Below are 20047 nucleotides of genomic sequence, written 5' to 3' on the forward strand. Positions count from 1 at the left end.
AAGTTTCAGCTTAACCAGCTATTTAAGGCATTTAGTTGCAGCATCACGACCGGAATCGAAGCTTTGGCTGAGACCAGATGCGACGTCGCCTGTCCGACCTTCCCTGTCGTGACGAACGGTTCGTCGAGCATACCTTCACCGATCGGTCCAAACGGATCACTGTCGATGATGCGGTGCTGATAACGAATAAAGACTTCCTCGTCTCCTTGTTTCATTTTACATCCCGATTCTTCGAGCGGGCGGTCAATCCCGTATTCGGCATAATGCCAAACAGTCGTCGAATCCCACGGCGACCCTATATGCAGAATCTGTCCGTCCGCTTCAATGAATTTTTCAAGCGGTGAGCCGGGACCAAATCCATTGTCAATCGTATGACCCACAACGAAGGATTCCGCCTCTTTTCCCCAGGCTGTCACCGACCACATCGGATGGGCACTGCGTTTGACGTCCGGGAACGTCCGGAACAGTTCCGGCACCTTACCGATACTCCGGGTTGGTGTCTTCGCCGGATCGTACGCCGGCATTTCTTGACGGATCGTCTCCCACCAGTCTTCCGGAACGGCAGGACGGCTCCAGTTTTTCGGATCCGAATTATCTGTGCTCTGTGCCGCCATCATGATCAGACCGTCTGCTGTAACGACCTCTTGCAACGCTTCGATGATTGATTGTGCGCCGCCCGGAATCCAACCGATTTCCTTCATCGAGCTGTGGACGAACACTTTCATGCCGGGCGTCACACCAAGTTGTTTCAAATCAGTGATCAGTCTTGATTTCGTGACCATTTGTCTTGTTTCCATTTCGCACCCCTTACTCGACGACAAGGCGAATCGTCGATCCTGTTTTGCCTTGCGTCACTTCAATTTTCGCATCGACTCGTGACTTCAGTTCCTGCACGTGGCTAATGATACCGACCATCCGACCGCTCGCCTGAATCGACAACAGGGTTTCAATTGCCTGTTCGAGCGATTCCGGATCAAGCGTACCGAATCCTTCATCGATGAACATCGTCTCAAGCGACACGCCGCCACTCGCTTCCTGTACCACTTCCGATAATCCGAGCGCCAAAGCAAGTGACGCCTTAAAGCTTTCCCCGCCGGACAACGTCTTGACGTGCCGTGTCTGCGATGTATAGGCATCAAAGACGTTTAAATCGAGTCCGTATTTTTTTAATCCTTTACCTGCTTCCGTCTTCCGTTCGAGCAGGAAACGTCCGGACGTCATCCCGTGTAAGTGACGGTTCGCCGCCTGCAAAATTTCATCGAAATAGGCAGTCTGGACATACGTCTCAAACGTCATCCGCTGGGCATTATCACCGACACCGACCCGCGCCAGCTCGCCGAGGATACCGTACCGCGCATCTTCCGCTTCGATTTGTTGCTGTAAGCTCGACCAGGCATCAACGAGCTGTTTGACGTGCAACCGTTCTTTTTCAACGCCGATCCGGTAATCCGTTGCTGTCGCCAGTTCCACTTCTGCTTGTCTGACGATCGGACGAAGGGCCGTAAGATCCGGACGATCCTGTTGCTGAATCAGTTGTCGGATCCGCTCAAGACCGCTTTCGACATCCTGCCGTTTCCGCCGGTCGGCTTCGAGTCTTTCCGCCAACTGTTCCATCATTTGTCGTGTCAGACGGGCCTGCTCGAATTGTTTGATCGTCTCGAAACGTTCTTCCTGCAGGCTCTGCTCCAAAGCACGTTTGGCTTCCGTCCGCTTCGACGTATGTGTCGTCAATTCTTCTTCCACGTGCTCAAGGCGTCCGGTCCGCGCCGCGACTTCCTGATCGAGCCGTTGTTTTTGAGTCTGTCCTGCTGTCCGTGCCGCTTCAAACTCCGCCAACCGTTTTGTCAGTGTCTGCTGTTCCGTTTCCAACTCGCGGCGTGACGGTGCATTCGGATTTTGATTCAGCATCCCTTCGAGCCGTGCCAGTTCCAATTGCAGTTTCGACTGCCGGTTCGTCTCATCCTCGATTTGACGGTCTGCCTGTTCCAGTGCCGTCTCGATGGTTCGGAGCTGTTGTTCCATCTGCTGTTTTCGCTCCTGTTGCTGTTGCAGGCGGCTCTCTTGATTTTTTAAGTTGTTGATTTCTGTACGAATTGCTGTCACATCGTTCGGAACCGGCTGTCCGTCAGCAAGTGTCTTCAGCTCCTGTTCGAGTTGCCGTTTCCGTTCCGCAACAGTCCGGTACGTCGCCTGTAACTCCTGGTGCGCCGATTGCGCGGTTAAGTAGGCTTGGTGCAAGGCTTCGACATCGAGCGGTTCCGTCTTGACGGCGAGTTGCGGATGCGTCGCGCTGCCACAGACCGGACAGGCTTCCCCGTCATGCAGATGTGCCGCAAGCTCCGCCGCCAGTTGTCGGCGTTCATTCTGACGTCCTGCCGTATACGTCCGTTCCGCCTGTTCCTTTTCCGCTTTGACGCGTGTGCCCTGCTCGATCAACCGGAGCCGCTCTGATTCATTGCGTTGCCATTCCTGCTGTTTTTGTTCGACCGATTGCAAGATGAATCGTCGTTCCTGTAAGGACAAACGGGTGCTCGAATCGTCGGTCATCGTCGCGATTTCAGCCTGTAGCTGCGTCCGTTCACTGCGCTGACGAGTCCGCTGTTCACGTAACGCTTCGGGATTTAAGGTGGCGACGGCACGTCGTAAATCTTCTTGTTGACGCACCAATTGTTCCTGATCCTGCAGTCGTTGCAGTTCGTCCGCAATTTGCTCCAGTCGCCGGGATGCTTCACGCATTTCCGGTTCCTGTCCCGTCAATTGTTCGACGGTCCGGTTCACCTGTTCGAGTTGCTGTTGCAGATGTTCGAGTTCCGACAGAACCGTTTGTTTCGTGCCGGCTAATTGCCGGACCGTTTGTTCCACCGACTGAAACGTTTCGTACACTCCTTGAATCGCCGCTGCCCGGGCCGCTGCGTCGTACTGCTCTTTCTGACGCATCGTTTCCGGCAACGTCAAGGCAAGCTGTTGCTCAAGAGATACTAATTGATCGTACTCAGTGAAGGTCTGCTCGAGTTGTTCGGCCTGACGCAACCGTTCTGTCAACTGTTCGACCGTTTGACGTCCCGTCTGTTCCACCGTCTTTGCCTGCTCAATTTTTTCATCAAGTGTCGCAAGTAATGTATCGGTCTGGTGACGGATCGTCGTTTCCGTCGCTTCCGACCAGTTGAGGTCGAGCGGTAATTCTTCCAACTTCGCGAGCTGCTTCGTTTTCGTTTCTTTGATGGCCGCTGCAAGATCGAGTGCTTTCCGGTGGAGACGCTGTTGAAACTCCCCGTAGTGTTCCGTCTTGAACAACTGCTTGAGGATCTGTAATTTGTCTTTTGACTCTGCCATCAACAGTTCCCGGAACTTGTTTTGCGGAAGCAATAAGATTTGCGAAAACTGCTTGTGATCGAGTTGCAACAGTTCCTGCACCTGTTGGCGGATTTCCGGAATTTTCAGCGCAAGCGGTTTCCAGGTCGTGCCGTCATGCCGCGCGAGTTCAGCCTCATGACCGTAATCCGTCTTATTGACCGGGTGCGGCTGACTCGGTTGCCGAATGATCCGGTAGCGTTCGCCTTTTAACAAAAATTCAAGTTCGACTTCCGTTTTATCTTCCGGTTTCGCGAAATGACTGCGCAGATCGCTCATTTCCCGTTCGCCGCCTGACGTTTCGCCGTACAAGGCAAACGTCAACGCATCAAAAATCGTCGTTTTTCCGGCACCGGTATTACCCGAGATGACAAACATCGTCCGCCCGCCGAGCGCACGAAAATCAATTGTCTCTTCGTCGGCAAACGGTCCGAACGCACGTAAGGTCAATCGTTCTGGACGCATGCAGCTTCCTCCTCTAAGACGGCTTGCATCGCATCCGTCGGTTGTTTTTCCCGGACCGCTTCATAAAATTCACGGAACAGATCCGTTACTGTCGCGGCCTGGACCTGATCGCGTGACGCCTGGACGGCCCGGGTACTTTCACGGGTAAATCCGGTCCGTTCGAGATGGAGGATATTCGGATAGATTTTCTTTAATTTCCCCATCGGATCAATCAACGCTTCAGCATCCGTCAAGTTGATTTTAATGTAATCATCCGTCGTTTGTGTCGCGACGAAGACCGGATCCGTCAGCTCAGCGAGACTGCCGGTCAGTTCACGCAAATCGCGCTTGGCCGTCAACGGTTCGAAGCGGCGGTCAAACGTCCCGGTATCGTTCAACGTCAGAACATCGACACCTTTGACGTGATGTGCTTCCGAGAACGAGTACTTCAACAACGACCCACTGTAACGGATTGTCTCCGAGTTGATCGCAAGCGGATTATGCAAATGCCCAAGTGCCGTATACGTAAACGGAGCAAAGGCGCTGGCGCTGACCTGTCCCGCGGTCCCGACTGACAACTGCCGTTCGGAATCGGTCTCAAGTCCGCCTATGACAAAGGCATGCCCGACGAGGACACTCGGTCCCTCGATGTCCAGCATCCCGATGATTTTTCGCATCGCGTCATCATGCGTCCGGATCGTTTCATCTTGATAGACATAGCGGACGGTCGCCGGATCCGCGAACGGAACCGGGTAAAAACGGACGCCTTGAATCTCGACCGGTTCGATTGTTGATGTTAACTTTCCGGCCAGATGAAGACCCGCCCGTTGTAATAACGTCGTTCCGAAGCTCAGTCGTTCCGCTGAATCATGGTTGCCGCTGATCGCGACGACCGGAATCTTCCGTTCGAGCACGATGTCGGCTAAGACGGTATCCAGCAGTTCGACGGCTTCCGTCGGCGGGACAGCCCGATCATATAAATCACCGGCAATGATGACCGCGTCCGGTTGTTCCCGGTCAAGCAATTGCAGAAATTCCTGGAGAACAGCTCGCTGATTGTCAAGCATCGATTCCCCGTGAACGATTTTCCCTAAATGCCAATCGGCAGTATGAATCCATTTCATATCTCATCACGCTCACTTTTTCTCTATAATATCCTTATTTTAGCATGACTTGATCGTTTCTGCCGATGCTCCTGCCGATTCCAAACCAAACAAAACCCATCAATCGAGCAGGGATTCCCCCCGTCAATCAATGGGTCTCGTGTTGATTCACGACTTAAATGCCAATCCATGATCTGTTAACGCCTGTTTCAACTTCGGTATCGACGAAGGACCGATTCCGTGCCACCTTAGCACTTCGTCTTCCCGGTACATCGATAAGCCGGTCAGGGACGTCACTCCATGCGCGTTCAATGCCCGTTGTACGGGTTTTGCGAGTGAAGAGAATACCTTGGATTTGGATTCATCTGATTGCATTGCCATCCCCTCCTGTTTTCCTAAACAAAAAACCGTCTCCCTTTTAACAAGGAGACGGTTCTTTACAACACGTTAGAGGTCATCCTCAGTGGGTCCGACGCTTTTGACGAAATCGCTTCACCGATGTGAAGATGGATACGGATCCTCCAATGATTGCTCCGACGACAATCCCAGTCGTAAATTTTCCACCGGGATTTTTGGCGGAACCTGGTTCAGTAGCTGTTATATGCTCTTCCTGTTTCTGCTCGAATAACTGTTGGAGAGGGGAGGATGTAGGCTCGACTTCGACAATCCGGTCAACTTCCTGTTGACGGTCTTCCCGGCGTTCGACGCTGCAAGGTGACAGATAAAACGGATTCAGATTCGTCCGATACCGGTCTGGATTCCAATTCGCCTGCTGAACGGCTTCAGCTGCGTGGTCTGTCCGCTTCGTCTGATCCAATGACTGGATCGATTGATCGAATTCTTGTTTCATCGTAATCACTCCTCTTCACATTCAATCTTAACTAAAAAGCTCCGACTTACGTCTGAAGTCTTATTTACCTCTTTTTTAAACATCTAAAACATGTATCGAAAAAAAATGTTTACTTTCCTGTGAACGCTTACTGGAAATATGTCGTATATGTTCGTTTTGCCTGCTCCGGATCCGCTTCGCCGTGAATTAAGATCCGCCCGTCGGCAAAGGCGACAATCCGGTTCTGCGCCGTTTCAAACATCAGTAAATACGGGTTCCGTTGACTTTTGATCCCGCGTGCCAGCATCTCGTTTTCAAGCCGGACCAAGTCCCGTTCCCCTTCTCCCCGGACTTGAACGGTGTCCCGACCGCACAACGTGACGAACTGGAGTGGCGTTCCGTTAAGATACGGATAGACGGCAGCGTCGCCGCATGAAGGACAGGCTGATCGTTTTAAGGACGTGACATCAATCTGACTCTGCTGATTCGTCCAAAGATCAAACGACAACAACGTCCGTCGTAGTGCAGCTTTTGCACCCGTCAACAGTTTCAATGTTTCCGTCACTTGATGCGAGGCTACCAGTTGGACAGCCGGACTGATGATGCCCCGGGTATCGCACGTCTCCTGTTGCTTCGGCAGGTGATTCAGCAAACAATGCAGACAAGGCGTCTCCTTCGGTAAAACGGTGTATGTCATGCCGTAACTCGCGACACAGGCTCCGTAAATCCAAGGAATCTCCCGTTTCGCTGCGACATCATTGATCAGCATCCGGATCGCGAAATTGTCTGTCGCATCCATGATCAGGTCTGCCTGCGCAACGAGTCGATCAATGTTCGTTGCCGTCACGTCTTCCACAATCGCTTCAATCGTCACGGTCGAATTGATGTCGCGAAGCCGTTGCTTGGCTGCGACCGCTTTCGGCAGCCGTTCCCGGGCATCCCGTTCCGTGTACAATTGTTGCCGTTGGAGATTGCTCCACTCGACGTAATCACGGTCGATCAGGGTCAAATGTCCGACACCGGCCCGGACGAGCTGTTCCGCACTGGCTGTCCCGAGCGCACCGAGACCGATGATGACGACGCGGCGCTCAGCCAATTGCTCTTGTCCGCCTTGTCCGATCGGACGAAAGCGGATTTGGCGGCTGTAGCGATCCGTCATGGGCGGCTGATTCCAGTCGTCGGACTGCTTGCCGTCGCATACCGTTTTTTCTCAATCCGTCCCGCTTCGAAACCGAGGCGCCCGGCTTCGACCGCCAGTTTCATCGCCTGTGCCATCTTGACCGGATCGTTGGCATGGGCGACCGCAGAATTCAGCAAGACACCATCGGCACCCAGTTCCATCGCGTAAGCCGCGTCAGCCGGTGAGCCAATCCCTGCGTCCACGATGACCGGGACCGTCATCTGCTCGATGATGAAACTGAGCGCAAGCGGATTTAAGATCCCCTGCCCCGAACCGATCGGTGACGCTGCCGGCATGATCGCGTGACAGCCCAGTTCCTCGAGCCGACGCGCGAGCAGTAAATCATCCGATGTATACGGCAAGACGATGAAACCGTCCTTGATCAATTCCTCTGCCGCCCGCAAGGTTTCGATCGGATCCGGTAATAACGTCTTGTCGCAACCGATCACCTCGACCTTGACCATGTCGCACATGCCGGATGCCCGGGCAAGACGGGCCAGCCGGACGGCTTCTTCCGCCGTTTTTGCGCCCGCCGTGTTCGGCAACAGATCATAGCGACTTAAGTCGAGTGCTGCGAGTGGATTCGTCTGTTCTTTCGCAAAGACGTCAAAACGCCGGACGGAAAACGTTAAAATGTTCGTTTCCGATGCTTCGACCGCTTGTTGTTGCGTCTCAGCGTCCGGATATTTTCCCGTTCCGAGTAATAATCGTGATGTAAATGTTTTTCCGCCAATTTCTAACATGTTATCCGCCTCCTACAAAATGAACGATTTCAACGACATCACCGGGTTGGACGTTCGTGAACGTATACCGGGACCGGTCGATGATTTGATGATTTTGTTCGATGATGACGACCTCTTCATCGATGTTCAACTGCTGAATCAAGTCGTGTAGCGTCTTCGTTTGTTCCGCCAGTGGATAGGCTTTCCCATTCAATCGGATTTGCATGTATTCTCCTCCTCGTGTCGTCTGCAACAAAACGCCTCCAGCGTAACTTCCGGTTTTCGGTTCATGACACAATCGGCGAGGACTTGCGCTGTCACCGGAGCGAGCAGGATACCGTGCCGGTGATGTCCCGTCGCGACCGACAAACCGGCAACCCCTTTGACCCGTCCAAGATACGGTAACCCGTCACGGGTCTGCGGCCGGACGCCGGACCAGATCTCAACCAGTGCCGCATCACGGATTGGCGGATATACGTCGATTGCTGCCGTCAACAGATCCGAGACGCTACCCGCGTTGACCGTCGTCGATTCCTCGCCAACGTGTTCCGTAGCGCCGATGATGATCCGTCCGTCTGCTTTCGGGACGAGATACACCGTCTCATGAAACAAGGTCTGTTCGAGTTGACCGGTTGCGAGGCGGACAGACAGGCACTCGCCTTTGACCGGGAGCGTGTCAATCGAAATCCCGATCGTTTGCAACAACGGTTCCGACCCTCGTCCACCGGCAATGACGACCTGTCGACCAAATTGCCGTCCCCGGCTTGTTTCAACCCCGGTTACCGTCTCGTTGTCCCGCAAAAGACGCAAGACAGTCACCTGTTCTTCAATCACCCCGCCCCGCTGTTCAATCGCTTGCCGTAACGCGCGGACGAGCAACGGAGGATCGACTTGACCGACCCGTTCAAATTGGACGGTTTTATTCTTCTGTCGCAACTGAAATGGCAGTTCGAGATAGCCGCTCGTCAACCCGGTCTCGTCGAACAATTGACGGACAAGCTGCGGATAAAGCGCACGGCTCACTGCCGCTAACGCATGTAACGGTTCCGACAGTTCTTCGTCCGTCGCGAGCATTCCCGCTGCCGCCCGTGTCGCCCCCTGTCCGACTGTTGACTGTTCAAGCAAATGGACGCTTTGTCCACGCTGAAGGAGCTCATAACCGAGTGTCAAACCGATGATACCGGCGCCGACAATCAATACATCCGGTTGCTTCATCGTCCAATCACCGCCCGGAACCGTCCGGCTGCTTCAACCGGAGACGTTTGACCAAGAATGCCCGACAAGACGGCGCCACCTGAGCAGCCTGTCGCCATGACATCCTGTAGATTGTCCGGTTTAATTCCGCCGATTGCGATAACCGGAATCGATGTCCAGTCGACAACCTGTTTTAAGGCATCAAGTCCTCTTGGCGGTACACCGGGTTTCGATCCCGTCTCAAAAATATGGCCGTATAGGACGTAATCAGCACCCCCCTGTTCTGCCGCCAGTGCTTCCGTCAATGAATGGACCGATTGACCAATCACCAGTTCCGGGAAACGGCTCCGGACACGGTCGATCGGAATGCTGCGTGTTGTCAGCTGAACTCCGGTGCCGGTGACGACTGCCACGTCCAGCCGGTCATGGACAATTAATTGCTCAATTTTTACGCCTCGTCGCACGAGTGTTTCGATGCACGCGACCAGTTCCTTCGCCGACCATGACGGTTCCCGCAGATGAATCCGGTCGACGGTTGCAGCGAGTTCCGGCAACAAGCGTTCGAGCACGTCCGGACGTTGCTTGCCGGTTGTCAACAGATGTAACTGCGTCATTATTTCCCCCTTTCCACACGAAAAAGGACCACCCCATGAACTGATGGAGTGGTCCTACAAAAAAGGGCGACAGTCGTCGCATCCTCGGATGATTGATCGGAATCCACTTCCCTCCGCTAGTACGAACTAGATCAGGTTCAAAGGGTCCGGATACTTCCGTCTCAGTCTGCTGCGAGACTCCCCTAGTGTAGATATTAATTTGTGTGGTACGTCTGTAGTTTATCACGGATAGTCACGTGTATTCCACCCTTGATCAGCGTCGCATGTCTGATTCGACCGCTTTGACCTGCTTGATCAGCTGTTCATACTTGTCGACGCGTTTCGTTTGCGACAAGTCATACGTTTGTTTTAAGCGTAAGACCCGCCCGACTTTCTGATCGAGATCTGCTGCCGACAATTTTCCTTGTTTGATCCGCGCCATGATTCCCTTATGAACGGACGCGTATCCGCCGGGCGATGAGAACATCGCCATATCAGCACCATTTTCGAGGGCAAGACTTGCTGCCTGGGCAAGTCCGTACCGTTCCGTGATTGCTCCCATCACGAGATCATCCGTGATGATGACACCATCAAACTTCAGTTCATCCCGTAACAGACCGGTCATGACGGGTTTCGACAACGAGGACGGACGGTTTTGATCGAGTGCCGGGAACAGGATGTGCGCAACCATGACCATCTCGGCCCCGTTTTGAATCGCCCGTTTGAACGGTACCAGTTCCGTCTGTTCAAGTTCCGCTTTCGAAGCATCGACCCGTGGCAGACCAACATGCGAATCGATGGTCGTATCCCCGTGACCCGGGAAGTGTTTGACGACCGGGACAACATCTTCCGCCTTCATCCCCTGCATCAACGGAATACCAAGCCGGGCGACCTGTTCCGCATCTGCACTGAGTGCCCGGTCACCGATAATCGGGTTCGCCGGGTTACTGTTGACGTCAAGAACCGGGGCGAAATTCATGTTGAAGCCGTAAAAACGGGAAATCGAACCGAGCGTCTGCCCGACTTCCGTCATCAATCCGGGATCATTTTTATGACCAAATGACAGGCTCGGCGATAACTTGAGTTTGGCATCCGGCACCCGGCTGACACGTCCGCCTTCTTCATCAAAACCAAGAAACGCTTTTTCGTCCGCCGTTTGCGCTTCGCTAATCGCTGTCGTAAAGGTTTTCAGCTGATCGGTTGATGTGATATTGCCACCGAGCAACAGGACACCACCAAGCGTATGATCCTGCAATAATTGACGGTCCGTTTGTGTCAGGGCTGTTCCCGTTACGCCGATGTACAGCAACTGATCGACTTTTTCCGCCGTCGACATCTTCGAGATCGTCTCTTTCAGTTGTTTGTCCGCCCGTTCAGCGGCAGAAGGCCGGTCCGGTTGCGGCGGTTTTGTTTTCTTCGCCGGCTTCGGTTGCGGTTCGACAGGCTGTGTCGGCTCATCGGCGCAACCGGCGAGCAGGACGCTTGTTAACAGGACAGGGACAATCCGTTTCAAATCGGTTCCTCGTTCCGGACACCATTAATGGAATAGTAGACTTCAATCTCAGCGTTCAAGGACTGGGAGACCGAGCAGTATTTATCTTTGGACAACGAAATCGCCCGGCGGACTTTATCGTCCGGTAAATCGCCTTCGAGCCGGTAATGAATCGAAATCGTCGTGAAGCGGCGCGGATGGTCATCTGCCCGTTCCCCTTCGATATCCATTTCAAATGATGTCAATGTCAAACGCATCTTCTCTAAAATCGAGACGATATCGATGCCGGTACAGCCGGCGACGGCGTGAAGCAGGAGTTCCGTCGGCCGGGGTGCCTGATTGTCCCCGCCGTTTTCCGGTGCGGCATCCATTGCCAAGTGATGTCCTGATTCGGTTTCCCCGCTAAAACCCATCTTCTGATTCCAAGTGACTGTTGCTTGCATCAAGATCACGTCCTTTTCTGATTTAAGTGATGTTTCCTACTCTGTTAGTATACCCGAATGCATGGCAAGTGAAATTGACTGTCTATTCAAAATAATTCTTCTTTTCCTGTGACAGGTAAATCCGGTTTCCGCCCTTCTTAAATCATGCTATTCTGAAACACGATAGTTTTTTTGCGCATAGGCGCCAGAAGTGGGGAATTGTTTATGTCATCATCATCGACTCGTTTGAGTCAAGCCGACTGGCTGTTAATCGCGACGTTATCCATGTTGACCTTTGTCCTTGGAACAAGCGAATTCGTCATCGTCGGTATTTTATCCGAAATCGCGGACGGTCTGAACATCACGATTGCAAAAGCCGGAACGCTCGTCTCCGCCTTCGCGATTGCCTTTGCGATCGGAACACCGATTACGATGTCCTTGACTGGACACCTTGAGCGACGGAAGTTAATGCTCAGTCTGATTTTCGTCTGGATCATCCTGAATATCTGTAGCGGGATTGCACCGAACTATGAACTGTTACTCGTGTCACGAATCGTGACGGCTGTTCTGACGGGTGTCCTGATTTCACTGGCAATGGTCGTCGCAAGCGACAGTGTGCCGATCGCGAAACGCGGCGTCGCTGTCTCCTTCATCTTTGGTGGATTTACGATGGCAAACGTTCTCGGTGTCCCGATCGGTACGTTCATCGGACAGCACGCCGGTTATGCTGCTACATTTTGGCTGACAAGTAGCCTTGGTGTCGTCGCCTTGCTCGCTGTCCTGAAGGTCGTTCCGGTCCAGCAATCGGAATCATCCGGTTCAATCCGGGAACAGCTCAGTTTACTCGCCAATCCACGGATCATGATTGCCTTTTTCATTCCGTCGTTCGGATTCGGTGCGACATACGTCGTCTATACGTATCTCGTCCCGGTCCTTGAGCTGGAATTGAAGCTACCGTCGGCCTGGATCAGTCCGATTCTACTCGCGTACGGCGTCGTCTCGATCTTCAGTAACATCCTGGCCGGAAAAATCGCCAGCAAAAATCCGATCGGCCGTCTACGGTTCGTCTTCATCGTTCAGGCGATCGTACTCGCTGCTCTCTACGTGACGACAGCATCCGTGTCACTTGGTCTGATCAATATTGCCTTGATGTCCTTGATGTCGATTTTATTGACGACCTCAACACAAATCTATCTGATTGACCTGGCAGAGAAGTTTAATCCGGAAGCAAAAGGACTAGCCGCTTCCTTGATGCCGGTCGCAAGCAATGTCGGGATTGCCTTCGGTTCCGCACTCGGCGGACTCGTCTATGCGAACGGTCCGATCATGAACATCGCCCTTGTTGGTGGTGCCGTTGCCTTACTCGCAGCCGCTTTGACGGCTGTCAGTCATCGGCTCGATCAGCGGGCATAACATCCAAAAGACTTCTGTTCCGATGGTGCCATCACCTGTGGCATACGAAACAGAGGTCTTTTTGTTGAATCCGGAACTTAAAGCTGACTGGTACTCAGACCAAACCTTACAAGACTGTTAGGTGAACGTATCCAATTTGTTGCTTAATCTGTCAATCGGCATGTTACGGTAGAGACAGCTTATCCATCCCAACTACTTAAAGGAGTTTTTATTATGAAATCGTATTACGCTCTTCCCCTGACAGCCTTATTGTTGACAGCAACTATCAGTCCAGTCGCAACATATGCAGCGACACCAACAAAAGTCGAAACAAAAAAACCGCTGTCGGAAAAAGCACTCGCGAAAAAGAAAACAGAAATCGCTAAATTGGCGACATCACTGATCGGGACACCGTATAAAGAAGGCGGTACGACAACAAAAGGGTTTGATGCGTCGGGCTTCACGCAATACGTTTATCAAAAAAGCGGTCTGACACTCGAGCGGACGATTGCGAAACAAGCCGCGATGCCGTTGAAAACTGTCACACTCAAAAAAGCCGTCCCGGGTGATCTATTGTTCGTCCAGGCGAAAAAGGCGAAAGCCCCCAACTTCGTCGGGATTTATACCGGCAAAAATAAGTTCGTTGCCGTAACGACGAAGAAGGTCGAATCGCAAGACCTGACGTGGAGTTACTACGCGAAACAGGACATCATCATCAAATCGTATCAGTAAAACAAAAACAGTCATCCGGAACTCATGCGAGTTCCGGATGACTGTTTTGTTGTGGTGATTAAGCTGTCCGTTAGTTTAAAACAAGTGTGTTGAACATTGTTTCGTTTCGCTTCAGTTTATCTTTGATGTTTCCTTCGTATACGACACGTTTTGATAACGCATCAACAACACGTATGTTAATTACACCATCCCCGGCTTGGCTTCCCATATAGATTATGTCATTCTGTAGTTCAATAAATTTATTCAAAACGTCACCATCTTTTGTATGGGGTAAAATCATCGAATATTTTTTCATTTTCTTTGACGTCAAATCGTAGACAGTCCAACGTAAACCTTTTAGTTCATCTTTAAGCATAATTAGTTTCTTTCCATCGATGCTTAGTTTTGTTTGAGAGGCATCGCTCAAATCCAATCCCTTTAGAGGCTGAACCGTTTTCCCATTGCTCAAATATACCGTTTCTTTTGTTGCATCTGATCCTTCTACACCTTCACTCGTGTAATAGACAATCGTCTCGTCATGGATACCTAAAATATAAGTATACTTTTTGGAAGTATAAGGTAAATTTATTTTTTGAACCGTATCGTTCTTTAAATTGATTTTGTACAACAATGTTTCTAAATTTGTTGCATAATCCTGTGCGTAAACATACAAACTGTTTTCAACACGTTGATACGGAATGAGATCAATTTCTCCTAGCTTCTGAGCTTCAGAAGGTTCCGGAAATATTTTTTTTACGACACGCTGTTTGCCAGCATTCCAGTACTGCAATTCCCACTTATTTTTATCTTTTATACCGATTCCGTAAGTAATTCCATCTTGTTCTAGCGTAGCGACCTTATCTAACGCAATAAAACGTCGGAAGTCAGTCGGTTCACCCTCTTCATCAATCGGATTATTAAACAAACTGGTAATCAAATTACCTGCTGTTTTTTGCACATGCCCGTCTAATCCAACGTTGTAATCAAGGTTTTTTAGACCCTGATCATAAATTTCTGCGTGAACAGAACGGACAACTGATTGTTTCGGATCTCCTTTGACCCTCTCAACAACAAAATCTGATTCGTCGATCGAACGAATGAACAAGGTGTATATTCCTACCGTCAAGAAGCTGACGACAGCCAGTATGAGTACAAATTTAAATTTTCGCATGACGTCCTCCTTAGACCGAAATTTTCCATTTTAATAAACGCAGGCTTTTCCAAATCGTATACGCAAAGTAGAGCACAAAGATCGTCACCATGATTCCTGCTGTTTCATGACGTAAAAAGATGTTCAGTGTTTCGATTATATACAAACCACCCATCATTATGGTAAAGAGAGCAGCCACTTCAAGGACGATGAATAATAGTCCTTTCGCTTTACGGTAAGACCGTTCAAGCAGCACGAGCAGAAACAAAAAACTGACAATGAATAGAGCTAAAATAATGAATACGAGCAAATCCATTCCATTCATCGTATACAACTGCTTTAGTGTATCCGAGAGAACTAGTGAGGAGGATTCGCGATAATTGTCTTTAATCAGCCAGTTGAAGATGGCATAACTGAGCTGAATGACCGTCCACTGCAAGCCGATGAAACTGATAATCACGAGAGCCAGTGATGTCCATTTGGCAAAAAAGATTTTGGTACGACCACCCGGTAACAATAATAAGCGGTATATGTACTTGGATTCACCGAACCAATCCCGGTACCAAATTTGTATGGCATACAAAATGACGAGAACGATTCCAATCATAATGACATAGCTGAAATAAGAACTGGCCTGTTCAAACGATAACTTTCCAAATGAGCGCAGGGCTTCTGATTCAGTCACTTTCGCGTCACTCATATAGTTTCGAACTTGTCGTTCTTGGTAGATGACCCGTCCGACGACGGTCAGGATTTCGATACTCGCCATCGCGAGGATGATGGAGACAATCATTTTCCAGCTTCGTTTTAACTCTTCGTTCGTTAACATCAGATACTGTTTCATCGTTGATAGACCTCCCGCATCCGGTCCTGGACCGATTTTCCGTATACTTCGCGCATCTCTTCCGTATCGTGTTCATCAATGATTCGGCCATCCTGTAAGAACACGACCCGGTCAATCAGATGTTCAATTTCAATGATTTCATGTGTCGTCATCAGAATGCCGCGCCCTTCCATGTAATGACTCGAAAAGATCCAGGCAATCTGTTCTTTCGTAAATAAATCAATTCCGGCAAACGGTTCGTCGAGCAACAGGTACGGACGGTCAAGTGCAAAACCAAGCACCAAACTGAACTTCGCCTGATTCCCTTTCGACAGCTCCAAAATCTTGTCGGTCGTCAGTAACTTGAACAACCCCATCAATTCTTCCGCGACTTTCGGATTCCAGTCCGGATAATAATCGCTCATATACAGCAAAGCATCCCCGATCGTCATGTAACCGGGCATCGTTTGCAAGTCCGGAACAAAGGCGATTTTTTCGCGTGAGACTTCGCCGTCGACGAGGACGGTTCCGGCATCGACCGGGACAAGACCCATGATGGCTTTCAGGATTGTCGACTTCCCTTCACCGTTTAATCCAATCAGACAGGTGATGTTGTCCGGACGCACTGAAAAGGAGACGCCTTCGAGGATCGGTTTCTTCCGACCGTATCGTTTTTTCAAACCATGAACTTCAAGCATCGATCTTCCTCCGTTCCGTTGATTGATAGACGGTTTCGACTTTCGTGACGACTTCGCCGAGCGGTATCTGAATTGCCTGGACGGCCTCAATGAATTGCGCGACTGCTTCGTCGAGCATCTCGGTCCGAACTTTTTTGACTACTTCCTGATCCATCGTGATTTTACTTGGGACGTTCCGTTCTGTCGTGATCAAGTGTTGTTCCTCCATTTCCTTATATGCTTTTTGTGCTGTATTTGGATTGATTCCCAGCTGCGCAGCGATTTCCCGGCGTGATGGAATTTCCTGTCCGCACTTCAGTTCTTCCGTCGCGATTTGTTCCTTGAACCATCGGACGACCTGAAGATATACCGGACTTCTTTGGTCGAATTGCATCAGGTCCTTGACCTCCCTTTCCCGTTCATTGTATTAAAACAGTAATACACTTTCTTTCTGTATCATACGGGTAATACAGTTGACTGTCAATTACTTTCCAAAAAAAAGATGCCGTCTCTAAAATAGAGATAGCACCTTGGATTCCATTACTTTTGATATTCCAAAATCGTCTGTTGGACGGGAATCCCCGACATCGGTACCGTCCGTTCGACGAACAGGTAACGTTTTCCGTTGACTAAAAAGCGGCGGTTGCCTAAATATTCAACAAGCTTCCCATCCTGCTTTAACTTCTGCTCAATTGCTTTGACGTGATCTTCGAGTGCATAAAACCGGTCGTCAAACGTCATCGTGATGTTTTTATTGCGAAACCCGAGTAAGTAACTGAAGAAAAACCAAAACGTTGCCCCTACTGCTACCAGTGCTAACAGAAATTGCATATGTGACTCCCCCTTTTTGTATACTTTTTTATACGTATCATTTTATGTAAGGGTTCCCATTAAATTGTATATTTTTACTTTTCCGAAAAAAACTGATCCCGAATCTTCCCGGAATCAGTTTATCACTGTTAGTATGGATTCGGATCTTCCTGTGGCGTATCCGGAATTTCCGTTGGTTCCGGGAAGGTATCCGGCTCCGGTTGACGGATTGGATCTTCCTGCGGCGTCTCCGGTACTTCTGACGGAGGTGTCGTCGGAATCTCATCCGGCTGTTGATTCGGTTCGTGTTCCGGCACTTCATTCGGATTTTTCTTCATGATGAGTTCCTCCTTAAGATGTAATATAATCGCCGCCGTTAATATGAATCGTCTGTCCCGTGACGTAACTCGAATCACGTGACGCCAAATAGACATAAGCCGGTGCATTTTCCGACGGTTGACCGCGGCGTTTCATCAGTGTATCTTCCCCGTGCGCTTCGACCTTTTCTTTTGAGAAGGTTGCCGGAATAAGCGGTGTCCAAATCGGTCCCGGTGCGACGGCATTGACGCGTATTCCTTTTTCAACCAGATTCGATGCGAGCGACCGGGTCAGCGTCGTAATCGCTCCTTTCGTTGCCGAGTAATCAATCAGCGACGGTGCTCCGCGATAGGCCGTGACGGACGACGTATTGATGATCGAGTCTTCCTTCTTTAAATGCGGTAAGGCGGCTTGAATCAAATAGAACATCGAGAAGAGATTTGTCTCAAACGTCTCCTTAAGCTGTTCCGGTGTGATGGCCAAAAAATCATCCTGCGGGAACTGCTTTCCGGCATTGTTGACGAGGATGTTCAATTGTCCGAATTCCTTCAGAACAGTATCAATGATTGGTTGCGCATTCTCCGGTTGACTGACGTCTTGAGCAAACGCTAATGCTTTGACCCCGTAATCTTCAATTAGCTGTTTCGTTTTCTCCGCATCCTGTCCTTCATTTAAGTAAACGATTGCGACATTTGCACCTTCTTTGGCATAAGCAATCGCAACAGCCCGTCCAATCCCGCTGTCCCCGCCAGTGATTAAAGCGACTTTTCCCTTTAATTTACCGGATCCGACATATTCCGGATCATCGTAAACCGGTTCCGGATTCATCTTGGCTTCGATTCCCGGTTGTTGATCTTGAGTTTGTCCCCGTGCCTGTTGATGCATCCGCTCCAACTCTTCTTCACGCATATGACTCAACCCCTTTTTTTAATAGATGACTACCTTCATTAACATTCCCTTGCCATGTATCAATAAACGTCTAACGAAAAAAAAACGATGAAATTCATCGTTTTTAAAAATCCGTTTTTTCTATGTAGGAAGGAAACCGGACACACTCATCGTTCGTTTGAAAATAACGGTGTCCACTCTCCCGTTTCAACCATCTGTTTTAGTCTTTCAGGATACAGCGTTATGGACGATAATTGCTCGATCGGAACATATTGATAAATCAATTCTTCACCTTCTGTCCCGAAAAATTCTTTACTACCTACCTGTATGTCATCCAAAATATTCACTTCATAATAAAAGCCGACTTCATGGAAAGACACTTCATCATATGTAAAAAAGTTTTCATGGACGGATAAAAAACGAGTGACTTCGGCTTTCAGACCCAACTCCTCTTCAATTTCCCGAACGATTGCCGTCTCCCCGTTCTCCATCAATTGAATCCGACCGCCCGGTAACGCCCAAAAATCATCCCGGACATTCCGGTGAATCAACAGATGTCCTTCTTTGACAATCACAGCTGCTGCCCGGTGGTTAAACCGTTGCTGGCCCACAGTAAATTTAATATCCATCTTATACTCCTCCTCCATTTTGTTATCGATCCATACTTTTTCATATTTTCACATATTCATTAGTATGTCAGAAAATCGATAACCTGTAATAAAATTTTCACTGGTATGACTGCATTTCAGAATTATTCAAAACGATATATTACAATACATATTAATTACCTATATTTAAGCAATCAAACTGAAATATTATTTTCAAAACGACCGATGCTATACTCGGTTTATCAAATTTACTACTTCGACGCAGTATTCATATACAGCCTTATATTTAAAAAAAGACAGAAACGATCTGTCACCAATCATCGACCGTCAATTGTTTTCACACCAGGAGGAACTACTACATGAAACGTATTTTAACAACCGTCACGATGAGCGCACTCGTCGTTTCAGGATTTGCTAGCACGGGTACAGGTAAAGTTGAGGCGGCAAGCTCTTCTTCTTACAAAGTCAAAGTCACGGCCGATGGATTACGTGTCCGGACCGGTCCTTCCACGAAATATAAAATCGTCGCTGGCGTTAATGCCGGACAAACCTTTAAATACTATGGTAAAAAAGGCAAATGGACGAAAATTTCATATGGCGGCAAAAAACGGTATGTCTATTCCAGTTATGTAAAACGATACAGCACAGGTAAACAGGCAACAGCTAAGAAAGCTTCCTTCTCAGCAGGCTTCCTCCGTCCGACAAGCGGACCTGTTACGCAAGGATACGGAAGTGCCAGCGGCCGCTACGGATACACGTTCCATAACGGCATCGATATCGCAGCAGCGACAGGGACAACGGTCCGTGCGACTGCTTCCGGTAAAGTAATCAAGTCCGGCTACCAAGGCGCATACGGCAACTACGTCATGATGACACATAAAGTGAATGGTTTGACCTACACAAGCGTCTATGCTCACTTGAGCAGTCGTTCGGTCTATTCTGGTCAGTCGATCGCCAAAGGAACGAAAATCGGAAATGTCGGCAGCACCGGAAACTCAACCGGTTCACACCTTCACTTCGAACTGCACCGCGGCGGTTACATTTACAGCGGAACTTCAGCCGTCAACACGATCAATCCGCTCAGCGTCTTATAATCATTTCGGACAGCCGTTTTCGGTTGTCCGTTTTTTTAAACCTTTTTGAAAATAAGTCCTCTGAAATAAATTCATTCTAATTATTGGAAAATTCATCATAACATACTGATTGTTCTGATTTCCGGATATTTTTTAAAGACCGCTGTTTAACTAATGAAAATCTGTCTTTTATAGATAAATCATTGCGAACTTTTATTTCTAAATTAAGGTAAAACAGATTTTCTGTTCTCTATAATATAAAATAAC

Annotated in this window: 23 protein-coding genes and 1 riboswitch; of the genes, 3 read left to right on the plus strand and 20 right to left on the minus strand. The window is 49.5% G+C overall.

Annotated features, from left to right (window positions below; translation table 11 throughout):
* Positions 1–5: 5 nt before the first annotated feature.
* From P402_RS0110455 to P402_RS0110510, 12 genes are all read right to left on the minus strand, one after another.
* Complete coding sequence (locus P402_RS0110455) at positions 6–797, minus strand: aminoglycoside N(3)-acetyltransferase (RefSeq protein ID WP_026828635.1); 792 nt, start codon at positions 795–797, stop codon at positions 6–8.
* Between the two features lie 10 nt (positions 798–807).
* Positions 808–3816 (minus strand): AAA family ATPase, encoded by a 3009-nt coding sequence (locus tag P402_RS0110460; RefSeq protein ID WP_026828636.1) that lies wholly within the window; start codon positions 3814–3816, stop codon positions 808–810.
* Complete coding sequence (locus tag P402_RS0110465) at positions 3798–4919, minus strand: exonuclease SbcCD subunit D (RefSeq protein WP_026828637.1); 1122 nt, start codon at positions 4917–4919, stop codon at positions 3798–3800. Before P402_RS0110465 ends, P402_RS0110460 begins: the two co-directional genes overlap by 19 nt.
* A gap of 147 nt (positions 4920–5066) precedes the next feature.
* Positions 5067–5273, minus strand: coding sequence for a hypothetical protein (locus P402_RS16485; protein ID WP_034769916.1), 207 nt, complete (start codon positions 5271–5273; stop codon positions 5067–5069).
* 85 nt (positions 5274–5358) lie between these two features.
* Positions 5359–5748, minus strand: coding sequence for a hypothetical protein (locus tag P402_RS0110475; protein WP_026828638.1), 390 nt, complete (start codon positions 5746–5748; stop codon positions 5359–5361).
* Between the two features lie 127 nt (positions 5749–5875).
* Complete coding sequence (locus P402_RS0110480; RefSeq protein WP_026828639.1) at positions 5876–6886, minus strand: ThiF family adenylyltransferase; 1011 nt, start codon at positions 6884–6886, stop codon at positions 5876–5878.
* The gene (locus P402_RS0110485; protein ID WP_026828640.1) at positions 6883–7650 is read right to left on the minus strand and encodes a thiazole synthase; all 768 of its coding nucleotides are present in this window, start codon (positions 7648–7650) and stop codon (positions 6883–6885) included. Before P402_RS0110485 ends, P402_RS0110480 begins: the two co-directional genes overlap by 4 nt.
* Before the next feature lies 1 nt (position 7651).
* Entirely contained in the window at positions 7652–7855 is a 204-nt protein-coding gene (thiS, locus tag P402_RS0110490; RefSeq protein ID WP_026828641.1) for a sulfur carrier protein ThiS, read from the minus strand.
* The gene (locus P402_RS0110495) at positions 7840–8844 is read right to left on the minus strand and encodes an NAD(P)/FAD-dependent oxidoreductase (RefSeq protein ID WP_026828642.1); all 1005 of its coding nucleotides are present in this window, start codon (positions 8842–8844) and stop codon (positions 7840–7842) included. The genes thiS and P402_RS0110495 overlap by 16 nt, the downstream gene beginning before the upstream one ends.
* A complete protein-coding gene (locus tag P402_RS0110500) occupies positions 8841–9437 on the minus strand; it encodes a thiamine phosphate synthase (RefSeq protein WP_026828643.1) in 597 nt (198 codons plus the stop codon). Before P402_RS0110500 ends, P402_RS0110495 begins: the two co-directional genes overlap by 4 nt.
* Positions 9438–9528: 91 nt before the next feature.
* A riboswitch (TPP riboswitch) is annotated at positions 9529–9631 on the minus strand.
* Between the two features lie 59 nt (positions 9632–9690).
* The gene (gene nagZ / locus P402_RS0110505; RefSeq protein WP_026828644.1) at positions 9691–10929 is read right to left on the minus strand and encodes a beta-N-acetylhexosaminidase; all 1239 of its coding nucleotides are present in this window, start codon (positions 10927–10929) and stop codon (positions 9691–9693) included.
* Complete coding sequence (locus P402_RS0110510) at positions 10926–11351, minus strand: OsmC family protein (protein WP_026828645.1); 426 nt, start codon at positions 11349–11351, stop codon at positions 10926–10928. Before P402_RS0110510 ends, nagZ begins: the two co-directional genes overlap by 4 nt.
* Positions 11352–11555: 204 nt before the next feature.
* On the opposite strand from P402_RS0110510, the gene P402_RS0110515 reads away from it, so the two are divergent.
* Positions 11556–12743 carry an MFS transporter gene (locus tag P402_RS0110515; protein ID WP_034769917.1) on the plus strand — a complete coding sequence of 396 codons (1188 nt, stop codon included), beginning with the start codon at positions 11556–11558 and terminating at the stop codon, positions 12741–12743.
* A 213-nt stretch (positions 12744–12956) separates the two neighbouring features.
* Positions 12957–13454 (plus strand): C40 family peptidase, encoded by a 498-nt coding sequence (locus P402_RS0110520; protein WP_026828647.1) that lies wholly within the window; start codon positions 12957–12959, stop codon positions 13452–13454.
* A gap of 70 nt (positions 13455–13524) precedes the next feature.
* Here P402_RS0110520 and P402_RS0110525 read toward each other — a convergent pair whose 3' ends face one another.
* The 8 genes from P402_RS0110525 to P402_RS0110560 all read right to left on the minus strand — a co-directional run bounded on the left by P402_RS0110525 (position 13525) and on the right by P402_RS0110560 (position 18728).
* A complete protein-coding gene (locus tag P402_RS0110525) occupies positions 13525–14604 on the minus strand; it encodes a hypothetical protein (protein ID WP_026828648.1) in 1080 nt (359 codons plus the stop codon).
* Between the two features lie 10 nt (positions 14605–14614).
* On the minus strand, positions 14615–15427 hold the full coding sequence (locus tag P402_RS0110530) for a hypothetical protein (RefSeq protein ID WP_026828649.1): 813 nt from the start codon (positions 15425–15427) through the stop codon (positions 14615–14617).
* Positions 15424–16104, minus strand: coding sequence for an ATP-binding cassette domain-containing protein (locus P402_RS0110535; RefSeq protein ID WP_026828650.1), 681 nt, complete (start codon positions 16102–16104; stop codon positions 15424–15426). Before P402_RS0110535 ends, P402_RS0110530 begins: the two co-directional genes overlap by 4 nt.
* Positions 16097–16477 (minus strand): GntR family transcriptional regulator, encoded by a 381-nt coding sequence (locus P402_RS0110540; protein WP_026828651.1) that lies wholly within the window; start codon positions 16475–16477, stop codon positions 16097–16099. The genes P402_RS0110535 and P402_RS0110540 overlap by 8 nt, the downstream gene beginning before the upstream one ends.
* A gap of 146 nt (positions 16478–16623) precedes the next feature.
* On the minus strand, positions 16624–16914 hold the full coding sequence (locus tag P402_RS0110545; RefSeq protein ID WP_026828652.1) for a hypothetical protein: 291 nt from the start codon (positions 16912–16914) through the stop codon (positions 16624–16626).
* 128 nt (positions 16915–17042) lie between these two features.
* The gene (locus P402_RS0110550) at positions 17043–17231 is read right to left on the minus strand and encodes a hypothetical protein (RefSeq protein ID WP_026828653.1); all 189 of its coding nucleotides are present in this window, start codon (positions 17229–17231) and stop codon (positions 17043–17045) included.
* A 13-nt stretch (positions 17232–17244) separates the two neighbouring features.
* A complete protein-coding gene (locus P402_RS0110555; RefSeq protein ID WP_026828654.1) occupies positions 17245–18120 on the minus strand; it encodes an SDR family oxidoreductase in 876 nt (291 codons plus the stop codon).
* Between the two features lie 146 nt (positions 18121–18266).
* Positions 18267–18728 (minus strand): NUDIX hydrolase, encoded by a 462-nt coding sequence (locus tag P402_RS0110560; protein ID WP_026828655.1) that lies wholly within the window; start codon positions 18726–18728, stop codon positions 18267–18269.
* Positions 18729–19066: 338 nt separating this feature from the next.
* Here P402_RS0110560 and P402_RS0110565 point away from each other — a divergent pair, with 338 nt between their 5' ends.
* A complete protein-coding gene (locus P402_RS0110565; protein WP_026828656.1) occupies positions 19067–19801 on the plus strand; it encodes a M23 family metallopeptidase in 735 nt (244 codons plus the stop codon).
* The last annotated feature ends 246 nt before the right edge of the window (positions 19802–20047 follow it).

It is taken from the genome of Exiguobacterium sibiricum 7-3 (assembly GCF_000620865.1).
Taxonomy (GTDB): Bacteria; Bacillota; Bacilli; order Exiguobacteriales; family Exiguobacteriaceae; genus Exiguobacterium_A; species Exiguobacterium_A sibiricum_A.